9 protein-coding genes are annotated in these 9,996 nt (G+C 65.1%); 6 read left to right on the top strand and 3 right to left on the bottom strand.

The genetic code is table 11. The annotated features are described in order from the left end of the window. Positions 1–21: 21 nt before the first annotated feature. The 5 genes from IT350_05800 (at position 22) to IT350_05780 (ending at position 4,700) form a co-directional block, all read left to right on the top strand. Positions 22–423, top strand: coding sequence for a redoxin domain-containing protein (locus IT350_05800; protein ID MCC6157548.1), 402 nt, complete (start codon positions 22–24; stop codon positions 421–423). After that, entirely contained in the window at positions 410–1,255 is an 846-nt protein-coding gene (locus IT350_05795) for a hypothetical protein (GenBank protein MCC6157547.1), read from the top strand. Before IT350_05800 ends, IT350_05795 begins: the two co-directional genes overlap by 14 nt. 47 nt (positions 1,256–1,302) lie before the next feature. Beyond that, positions 1,303–2,046, top strand: coding sequence for a rhomboid family intramembrane serine protease (locus IT350_05790; protein MCC6157546.1), 744 nt, complete (start codon positions 1,303–1,305; stop codon positions 2,044–2,046). 528 nt (positions 2,047–2,574) lie between these two features. Continuing rightward, positions 2,575–3,540: a glycosyltransferase family 2 protein gene (locus IT350_05785; GenBank protein ID MCC6157545.1), complete on the top strand. Its 966-nt coding sequence runs from the start codon at positions 2,575–2,577 to the stop codon at positions 3,538–3,540. Beyond that, positions 3,540–4,700: a glycosyltransferase family 4 protein gene (locus IT350_05780; protein MCC6157544.1), complete on the top strand. Its 1,161-nt coding sequence runs from the start codon at positions 3,540–3,542 to the stop codon at positions 4,698–4,700. The genes IT350_05785 and IT350_05780 overlap by 1 nt, the downstream gene beginning before the upstream one ends. Before the next feature lie 9 nt (positions 4,701–4,709). Here IT350_05780 and IT350_05775 read toward each other — a convergent pair whose 3' ends face one another. From IT350_05775 to IT350_05765, 3 genes are all read right to left on the bottom strand, one after another. Next, positions 4,710–5,471, bottom strand: coding sequence for a glycosyltransferase (locus IT350_05775; protein MCC6157543.1), 762 nt, complete (start codon positions 5,469–5,471; stop codon positions 4,710–4,712). 10 nt (positions 5,472–5,481) lie between these two features. Further along, positions 5,482–7,698, bottom strand: coding sequence for a DUF2723 domain-containing protein (locus tag IT350_05770; GenBank protein MCC6157542.1), 2,217 nt, complete (start codon positions 7,696–7,698; stop codon positions 5,482–5,484). A 100-nt stretch (positions 7,699–7,798) separates the two neighbouring features. Beyond that, positions 7,799–8,185, bottom strand: coding sequence for a hypothetical protein (locus tag IT350_05765; GenBank protein ID MCC6157541.1), 387 nt, complete (start codon positions 8,183–8,185; stop codon positions 7,799–7,801). A 225-nt stretch (positions 8,186–8,410) separates the two neighbouring features. Here IT350_05765 and IT350_05760 point away from each other — a divergent pair, with 225 nt between their 5' ends. Beyond that, complete coding sequence (locus tag IT350_05760) at positions 8,411–9,988, top strand: S8 family serine peptidase (GenBank protein MCC6157540.1); 1,578 nt, start codon at positions 8,411–8,413, stop codon at positions 9,986–9,988. Positions 9,989–9,996 lie beyond the last annotated feature (8 nt).

Here is a 9,996-nt window from a genome sequence, read left to right as displayed (position 1 = left end):
GTGGGTTGCCCCGTTTGCCAGATGCGATTTCACGAGCTGCAGGCGAATTGCGCGCAGTTCGAATCGCGCGGAGCGCGGCTCGTGGTCGTCATCCAGTCCGACGCGGCGGCGTTGCGCGAACATCACGCAAAGCGTCCCTTCGATCTCACCGTCATCCCCGATCCGGGCAAGGAACTCTTTTCGCTCTACGGAGTCGAACGGGCGACCTGGGGCGAATACGTCGCGCCCGCCGCGCTCGGTCGCGCGGCGAAGGCGACGCTCGCGGGATACTGGCATGGACGATTCGACGGCGATGAGCGACAAAAGCCCGCGGACTTCGTGATCGATCGCGATGGTCGCCTGCTTTACGTCAACTACGGGCGGCACATCGCGGACAACGCGACCGACCGCGTCTTGTGGGACGTCCTCGATGCCGCACGCTAAGCGCCACGCCGAAAATTTCACCGACGCGATCGTCGATCATCTCAAACGCCATCAGGGCATGTTCCGACCGCTCGCGCGGCAACTGCGCGACTGCGGATTCTCCAGCCACATGATGCTGGACGATCAGGATGACGACATGGCCCGGTTCATCGAATCGGGCATCACGCCAGAATTGTACGAAATCGCGGCGCGCCACGCGGCCCCGGCGAAGGGCTTTCTCGAAATCCGACTGCACGGACGCGCGATCAGCGAGACGCACTTCGACCAGCAGGGCCACTCGGATATCCATCTCGCGTTTCTGCGCGGCAAGGCTCGCGAGTTCCTCAAGCAGATGCCGTCGCTGCTCGGGCAGATCCGCGAGACGCTGTTCAAGCACTTTGAACATCAGACGATCTTCGACCTGATCGACTTTGGCGCGGACTACCTGAAACGCGCGACGCACCCGTTCTCGTACACGATCTTTGCGTTCGATCAGCCGATCTTCGACGGCAAGCTCGACGGCGATGTCCTGCGCGTGGGCATCCTCGATCCGCCCGCGTACATTCGCCTCGGTCTGTTTTTTCTCAAGGGCGCGGACGCGGTCGCCCTGTCGATTCGCAGTCCCTTCGACATCCTCGCGATCTTCGACGCGATGCAGGCGTCGCTGCGCCATCTCGCGCTGTCGTACGAGGAGCGCGGGATGATGATCGAGGTGAGCGCGATGGGGCACCGGCTCATGACCTGCGGGGCGGGCGTGAAATCGAATCTCTTCACCGATCGCTTCGGCCCGACGGCGGTGCATCTCGACAAAATCTTCAAAATCCTCACCTCGGCGCTCGCGTCGTTCAAATAGGTCACGAGATGACGCAAAGACCTTTCGGAGGCGGTTTCGGCGGCGGCATGGGCGGTCGCGGCGGCGGATTCGGGCAGGGCGGCAACATGCGTGTCCAGTTCGGCCCCTCGCGCGTCGGTCCCATCGTGCGCGGGCTGCTGATCGCCAACGTCGCCGGTTTTGTGCTTCAGGCGCTCTTCCCGTGGTTCACCGACGCGTTCGGCCTCGTGCCCAAGCTCGTGTTCCGCGGTTGGATCTGGCAGCTCGCCACCTTCCATTTCCTGCACGGCGGCGTCGGCCATCTGCTGATGAACATGCTGATGCTGTGGATGTTCGGCGCGGAGCTCGAATTCAAGTTCGGCCGCAATAAATTCATTTGGCTCGTCGTGTTGTCGGGCCTCGGCGCGGGACTGTGTCAGGTCGTTGCGAGCGGTCCGGGCGGGATCATCCCCACCGTCGGTGCGTCGGGCATCGTCTTCGGTCTGCTGCTTGCGTGGGGCCTCACGTGGCCCGACCGCGTCGTCCTCGTCGCTTTCATCATCCCGATGAAGGGCAAGTGGATGGCGGTGATGGCCGGTCTGATCGAATTCCTGTACGTGCTCGACGGACGCAACCCCGGAATCGCGCACATCGCGCACCTGGGCGGGATGATCTTCGCGTACGTGTTCCTGCGTTACGACACGCTCTACATGCGCGTGCGAAAGACCTATTACGAACGCAAGCTCGAACACTTCCGCAAGAAGTATCGCGTGGTCGACGGCGGCAAGAGCGAAAAGAAGGACGAAGGACCGACTAAGCCGACGTATCACTGAACCCGCTCGCCGCACGTCGATCGGTCAGGACTCAAGTCCTTCGAGAAACCGCCGATAAGTCCCTCAGACATCGAACCGATGTTTTCAGCTCCGTTTACGAAAATTCCTACTCTCGGTGTTTTCGTAATGCGTCAACGCCTCCGCGTTTTCCTCCTTCAACGCTAAATCCTCAAAATATCTAAAGAAACCTCGTCACCACCAACGTCCACAATCTTGGCGCGACGCTTGCTTTCGTATCTCTCATCGGAACGCGGCACGTCGGGCACTGGCGGGTCGCGAACCGGGACAGCGGGCAAGCGGCAGGGTTTCCCCCACCCCGACCGGCGCATCGCCAAAGGAGGACGGCCACGAATCAGGACCGAATCTGAGCGACGCACAACAAGCACCCCATTGTTCCTATTTCCTCCGTGAGCGGACACAACCCCTGTGTCCGCCTCTTTTTTTGCGTCGTACGATCGGCGCCCGCCCCGTACCCACGCGCGGATGAACGTGCTAGAAATTTCTTCGCATTCCCAACGAGGCCGCCGCGTGAAGCTCGTCATTCAAATCCCCGCGTTCAACGAGGCGGGCACGATCGGCGCGACGATCCGCGACCTGCCGCGCGCGCTCGCGGGCATCGACGAGATCGCGGTGCTGGTGCTCGACGACGGCAGCACCGACGGCACGAGCGAGGCCGCGCGGGCGGCGGGCGCGACGGTGGTCGCGCGCTGGCCGCAAAATCGCGGTCTGGCCTACACGTTTCGCGCGGGGCTCGACCGGGCGCTGGAAATGGGCGCGGATGTCGTGGTGCACACCGACGCGGACAACCAGTATCAGGCGGCGGACATTCAGGCGCTCGTCGATCCCATTCTCGCCGGTCGCGCCGAGATCGTCGTCGGTTGCCGCGACATGGACGCGATCCCGCACTTCAGCGCGCAAAAACGCGCGCTCCAGCGTCTGGGCAGCCGCGTGGTGCGAGCGTTCTCGGGAACCGACGTCCCTGACGCCACCAGCGGGTTCCGCGCCTATTCGCGCGAGGCGGCGATCCGCCTCAACGTCGTGTCAAGTTACACCTACACACTCGAAACGCTGATTCAGGCGGGGCGCGAGGGGCTCGCGCTCGAATTCGTCCCCATCCGCACGAACCCCAAGACGCGCGAGTCTCGCCTCATGCGTTCGCAGTGGAACTACGTCGCACGCAGCGTCGCCACCATCCTGCGCATCTCGATTCTCTACCGCCCGCTGCAGGCGTTCGCGCTCGCCGGGCTCGCGCTCATCATCCCGGCCATGCTCATCGGCCTACGTTTTCTCGCCGCGTATTTTTCCGGCACGGGATCGGGGCACGTACAGAGCCTGATCCTCGCGGCGATCCTCACCATCGTGGGGATTCAGGTGATCGTGATGGGCGTGATCGCCGATCTGCAGGCCGCGAACCGGCGGCTGCTCTCCGACCTGCTCGCGCGCAAGCGCCGCGAGGACGCCGAGCTCCGCTCGCCGAAACCGCCGACCGACTGATGCGCCTCCTGATCGTTTCGACGAGCTATCCGAACCGCGCGGGCCACGGATCGGGAACGTTTGTGCATGAGCAGGCGCGTTCGATGGCCGCGCGCGGCCACGAGGTCCGCGTGATCTGTCCAAACGCTCCGGAACTTGTGCGCGAAGAATCGATCGACGCCGTCCAGGTAACGCGTTTTCGTTACGCGCCGGGCGGTCTCGAACGCGTCGCGTATGGCGGCGGAATCCCCGCCAACCTGCGCGCGAAACCGTGGCTGTGGCTCGCCGTGCCGTCGTTCGTCGGCGCGATGGCGACGGCCATTCGCCATGCGGCGGCATCGGCCGATTTGGTCCACACGCACTGGACCGCGGCGGGCCTCGCCGCCGTGATCTCCGGAGTGCGCGTTCCGATCGTCGCGTCGTTCCACGGCTCCGATTTGATGACGTCGAACGCGCTGATGAAAGACGCCGCGCGGGCGGTCACCAGGCGTTCCCGGGCGGTGCTCGTCCATAGCCGCGAGATGGCCGAGCATGCCGCCGTCGTCGCGGCGCCCTCGAACGTGTTCGTCCTTCCGCTCGGCGTGGACACGGCGGCCATCGCCGCGCTCGAAGACCGCGAACGGTGCGACGAAATCGTGTGCGTCGGACGGCTTTCGCGCGAAAAAGGGCAGGATGTGTTGCTCGACGCGTTCACCCGTTTGCCGTATTCCGGGACACGGCTGCGCCTCGTCGGAACGGGGCCGACCGAGCGCGAACTGCGCGATCAGGCGAATCGTCTCGGGATTTCGGCACGCGTGGATTTCGCCGGCGAGTGCCCGCACGCGGACACGGTCGAGTCCGTGCGTCGGGCGCGGATCGCGGCGATCCCCAGTCGCCGCGAGGGATTCTCGCTCGCCTGCCTCGAAGCCATGGCGGCCGGTTCAGCCATTGTCGCCACGCGCTGCGGCGGCCCCGAGGAACTGCTGGACGACGGCCGCTGCGGCCTGCTCGCTCCGCCCGACGATCCCGCCGCGCTCGCCGACGCACTCGGACGGCTTCTGGGTGATGGCGCGCTGCGTGCCCGATTGGGCTTGGCGGCTCGCGATCGCGCCGCCCTGGTGTACGATCGCGAGCGCGTCGCGGACGAACTCGAACGGTTCTACCGCCGCGCGATCGAGACGCCGCCCGCGCCGATCGGGTAGCCGTTCCCCTCAGCCCCGCGCGGTCGGCCCGATCACTGTATTGTAGCGGCCGATCAAGTGATACCAGCGAATGAGCGCCATCTCGTAGAAGCTGTACGCCGCGTCGATGCCGACGCGCACCCGCGAGTCTTCGGAGTTCGCCCAGTAAATGGGAATCTGGTGGATCGCAAATCCCATGCGATACGCGAGGAACAGAATCTCCGCGTCGAAGGTCCAGCGGTCGATGAGCCCCTGCCCAAAGATCGCTTCGCTCGCGCGCGCCGAAAACGCCTTGAAGCCGCAAGTAAAGTCGGTGACCGGCGGCGCGAAGATCATGCGCGAGGTCCAGCGGAATACGCCGCCCAGCAGTTCGCGGTAGTATGGCTGGCGCACGTCGATGTGGCTGCCCGCCATCTTACGCGAGCCGATCACGACCGGCACGCCCGACGCCACGCGCTCGTAAAACGACGCGGAGTTTTCGATCGGCACGGACAGGTCGATGTCGGTGAACAGGCGCACCGCGCCCGACGCACGCATCATGGCGTGGCGGATCGCGAACCCCTTGCCCCGATTCGCGTGACCTTCCATGACCACGTGATCCGGAAAATCCGCGAGCAGCGAGCGGGCCTTTGCCACCGTATCGTCGCGGCTGCCGTCGTCGTACACGACGATCTGCGTTGGCGGCGCGAAGCCGCGCGCGAACTCCTTGATGGTCGTCAGCCCCGCCTCGATGCGCCCCGTCTCGTTGTAAACGGGGATCACGATGGACAGTTCGTAGTCGCGTTCGCTCACCATGCCTCCTCTAGTTCGACGACTCACCGCCGGCGCGGCAGTGATCGCGCAGCCCCGCAATCGCCTCGTCGTTGGGATCGCGGCGCAGCATGCGCTCCATCATCGGCAGCGCCTTGTCGCAGCGTCCCGCGCCGACCCAAGCCCTAACCAGTATCTGCCGCGCACGCGCACGGTCCACACGGTTTTGCGCTCCCGCGACCGCGCGCCGCGCCTGTTTCGCCGCCGCGCCGTATTTCTGTTCTTCCATCAGCATCGCTGCAAGGGACGCCGCCGCGAAGCTGTGGAATTTGTTGAGCCGCAGCGCCGCGCGCCAGCTCTCGATCGCGTCGTCGCGCCGGCCGGTCTCGCGTGCGAACTGCGCCCGATACATCCAACTGTCGATCAGATACGGCTCGATGCGCGTCGCCTCTGTCGCCTCGCGCCAGGCGTCCTCCCAACGGTTCGTCGCCGCGAGCCACGCCGCCCGTCGCCCGCGCACCGCGCCCGATTCGGGCCAGATGGCCACGGCGCGTTCGATGCGCCGCCCCGCCTCGTCGAGGCGGCCACGATCGAATTCGTATTTCGCCGCAAGCGAATAGAACTGCGAATACACCTGACGCGCCGTCCAGTCGAACCCGAACTGGTCCAAGTGGTCGATCGGCGCGCGAATCCACCGCTTCTCCATCGCGGGTTCGAGCGTCGCGGGGACATTCGGATCCTCGGTCATTCGATACACGAACGACCACGGTATCAGTGTCTCGTCACGATAATACGGGCGATCCTCCCAGCCGTAATCCCAGAACACGCCGCCGTCGCCCGCCGACCGCAGCAGCATCTCCTGCGCGGCGAAGGGTTTGCGCGGCTGATAGCCGTCCAGCACGAGCTCGGGATCGCGCGTTTTCAGGTAGTCGGGATACCCCAAAAACGCGCGGTGCAGGTGCCGGATATCCTCGCGGTATCGCTCGATGCTTTGCGAGTAGAACACGCTGTAGCTGTTCGCATCCTGATAGCTCACGTAGATCGCGCCGTGGGGGAGCGAGTCCATCAGCGCGCGCACATGGCGATGCATGAGGTCGTGATCCGCCCGCGAACCTCCACGCAAAGCGGCGAGGCTCTGCGTGGCGAAAAGGGCCGCCCCGACGACACCGACGAGCGCGACAAAGAGGCGCGACAGCGAGGCGCGCTCGGCCTCGAGGCGACGCATCGCGAAGAGCACGGCCACCCCCGCAAACAGCGCCGCCGCTGCGAAGAGCGGGATGTAGCCGAACGCGCGGTGCCAGTCCTTGATGTACAGGTACAGGTGACCGGCGACCGCGAGGACGATGCCGGGGACGAGCGCGCGTTGCCGGCGCGCGGTGACCAGCAGCCCAGCGAGCGCCGCGACCGCGACCGGCCAGGAGAGCTGATCGGGGAAGTGCGCAACGAGCGCCTTGAGGTCGTACCACACGCGCGGCCAGGGAAACGAATGGATGATCGGGGAGTACCGCGAGCCCGTGATGTGCGAGACGAAAGCGCCCCAGAACTCGGGATTTCCCTGATCGAAGGGCGGGTCGATCGCCGAACGCACGGGCAGATACGCATAAACGGAAAACCCGACGATACAAAACACGCCGAAAAGCGCCGCGTGGCGCACGCGCCAGTGCCGCCGCGTTGGGAGCCAGAGCAGGAGCACGAGCCCCGGCGCGAGCAGCAACGTGCCCATGTGCGCCGCGCAGCCCAAGCCCAGCACGAATGCGGCGAGCCACGCATAACGCCGGTCCGGCGCGGCGTCGCCCTCGGGAATGACGCGCAACGCGCAAATGCCGAAGAGCGCGAGGAAAAGCACCTGCGCGGCGTAGACCTCGGGCGCCACGACCCATTCATACCAGGCGCGCGAGAACGCGAAGGCACCGACCGCGAGCGCCGCGGCCATCGAGCAGCCCGCGTGAGAGACGCGAAGCCGCGCCCCGATGCGCAGGAGCAGCCACGCGATGGCCGAAACGGCGGCACACGCGGTGACGATGGTCAGGAGCGCCGCGCGAAACGGAGCCGCGCCGATCGGAAGCGCGTCGAACGCGCGGGCGAACATGGCGAACAACGGTGATCCGGCGGGGTGACCGATGTCGAGGTTGCGGCCGAGCATCGCGAACTCGGCGGAATCGCGCCAATAGAGCAGCGGCGAGGTCCCCGCAAGAAACACGGGCAGACAGAACATCGCCAGCGCGACGCACAGCCGCGCTTCGAAGCCGGTGCCTCTTGTCGGGGTCATCTTAGGGAGTTTAGGCGAGTTGCGTTGGAGCGATCAAGGCGGGCGCCAAATGAAAAACCCGGGCCGAAGCCCGGGTTTTTCGAATACACCAATTCTGGGATTAGCAGCCGCTGATGGCGCTCACGAATTCGGACGAGCAGGCGCCAATGGCTTCGCTGTCCGAGCAACCCGCCCCAACGAGGCAGTCGAACAGGTTGGCGATCGCCGCGTCCCAGCACTCGCCGAGGCCGACGTAGCTGCCGAGCGAATCGCAGTAACCGGCGTCATCGACGCCGCACTCCGTGTACCACGCCTCGCACTCAGACACCGCGTCGTCGTCGTCATCGCCGGTCGAATCGTCGTCGGCCGCATCGTCGTCGTCGTCATCATCGTCGCCGGTGGCGTCGTCGTCGTCATCGTCGTCATCATCGCCGCAGGCCACGACGCTGCCGAGGGCGAGCACCAGAGAGGCCACCAAGGCCAGCCACAGGATCTTTTCGAGCTTCATCGGGGTTCCTCCAAGGCTTCGTCATCGAAGCGATTGCGCCGCTGTTTACACGAAAACCCCGGGGGGTGCAACGAATATTTTTTGGGCTATTTCGACGCGGTGCGTCGAATCTTCGCGATACCCGTCAAGTTTTGAGTCGCAATCCTGCCGTCGCTCATGGTTGTTTTTTCAGGCTGCCGTAGCCTATAAGGGCCGTCACCGGCCATTCGGAAGGGTAGAGTTGGAATGACGTTTCGTTTCGCGGTTCTGTTTTCGATCCTGTGCGCGGTCGCGACGCCCGCGTTCGCCGGCGACGCGGAATACCACGGTCATCTCGCGGCGGCGGACCGGATTCTCGTGATTCCGAGCGTGCCGCAAGACGCGAAATTGCCCGGGCTGATCGCCGCCGAGGGACTGCGTGTTTCGCGCATCCACACGCTGGACGGGCGAATCCGTGCGGTGTCACCCACCGAAAAGGCCACCATCACCCTGCCCGCCCACACGGCGTTTCTCACCCTCGCCGTCCCTGCGGACTGGTCGCTCGGGGAAGCCCTCGACGCCGCCGCGGCCGTGCCGGGAATCGAATCGGCGTGGCCCGACTACCGTCATGAGCCGTCGTTTTCGCCGAACGACCCGATGTACGCGTCGTACCAGTCGAATTTTCCGCAGATCAACGTTCCCGACGCCTGGGAGACGACCTTCGGCGAAGGCATCATCGTGGCCGTCATCGACTCGGGCTACCGCTCGGGGATGGACGACGCCGCCGAGCTGGTCGATCCCTACGACTTCTGGGGCGGAGACGACAACGTGCAGGACTTCATCGGCCACGGATCGCACGTCGCCAACGTCATCGCCGAAGCGACGAATAACGGGATCGGCTGCGCGGGAATCGCGCCGAGCGCGAAGATCATGCCGCTCAAGGTGTTTCCCGACGGCGACGGCGGCGCGTACGACGGCGACATCGCCTCGGCCATCAACTGGGCGACGGACAACGGCGCGCACGTCATCAACATGTCGCTCGGCGGCGGCGATTTCTCCGGAGTTTCGAACAGCGCCGTCAATTACGCCCACGACAACAACCTGATGGTTTTCGCGGCCACCGGAAACGACGGCACATCGTGGGTCAACTACCCGGCGGGGTATGCCAACACCATCGCGATCGGCTCATCCGCCCCGCACGGAAGCAGCGGGTCGGTGCAGCGATCCTCGTTCTCGAATTACGGAGACGGACTCGCGCTCGTCGCCCCCGGTGAAGGCATCGTCCAGCAGACCTGGGGTGCCGAGGGGATCGGATATTACGGCGCCTACGGCACCTCGGTGGCCAGTCCGCACGCGGCGGGTGTCGCGGCACTCTTGATCGCGGCGGTCGGACCGAACGCGTACCTGAATGAAGACATCAAGAAGGCCATGATCGACACCGCGCGCTCGGATTACGAAGATTGGGACGAGATGATCGGCTACGGCGAGGTCGATGCCGCCGAGGCTCTGGATTACCTCGGCGAGGTCGCCCCCAACAGTCCGCCCGACGCCGTCATCGTGACCGACAAGCTTTCGGGACGCGCGCCGCTCACGATCAAATTTTCCGGCGAAGCGTCGACCGATCCCGACAACAACCTCGATCACTATTCCTGGTCGTTGCCCGATCTGGAACTGAAGCAGGGACCGTCGATCGAGTACACATTCACCGAGGGCGGGGAATTCAACGTCGTCCTCACGGTCACCGACGCGCTCGGAAAAAGCGACTCCGCGGCCGTCACGGTCACGGTCGATTCGCCGAAGAAAGAGCGTGACGAGGACGACGGCGGCGGCATCTGCGGCGGCTGATTTCCCGT

It is taken from the genome of Deltaproteobacteria bacterium, assembly GCA_020845895.1.
In the GTDB taxonomy this organism is placed as follows: domain Bacteria; phylum Lernaellota; class Lernaellaia; order JACKCT01; family JACKCT01; genus JADLEX01.
This window is presented reverse-complemented; position numbering and strand designations above follow the sequence as displayed.

What these genes read in the sequence shown, in the direction of transcription:
- IT350_05760 (MCC6157540.1), top strand. Translation starts at nt 8,411, where the DNA reads ATGACGTTTCGTTTCGCGGTTCTGTTTTCGATCCTGTGCGCGGTCGCG.
- IT350_05765 (MCC6157541.1), bottom strand. Translation starts at nt 8,185, where the DNA reads ATGAAGCTCGAAAAGATCCTGTGGCTGGCCTTGGTGGCCTCTCTGGTG.
- IT350_05795 (MCC6157547.1), top strand. Translation starts at nt 410, where the DNA reads ATGCCGCACGCTAAGCGCCACGCCGAAAATTTCACCGACGCGATCGTC.
- IT350_05770 (MCC6157542.1), bottom strand. Translation starts at nt 7,698, where the DNA reads ATGACCCCGACAAGAGGCACCGGCTTCGAAGCGCGGCTGTGCGTCGCG.
- IT350_05790 (MCC6157546.1), top strand. Translation starts at nt 1,303, where the DNA reads ATGGGCGGTCGCGGCGGCGGATTCGGGCAGGGCGGCAACATGCGTGTC.
- IT350_05800 (MCC6157548.1), top strand. Translation starts at nt 22, where the DNA reads ATGCGATTTCACGAGCTGCAGGCGAATTGCGCGCAGTTCGAATCGCGC.
- IT350_05780 (MCC6157544.1), top strand. Translation starts at nt 3,540, where the DNA reads ATGCGCCTCCTGATCGTTTCGACGAGCTATCCGAACCGCGCGGGCCAC.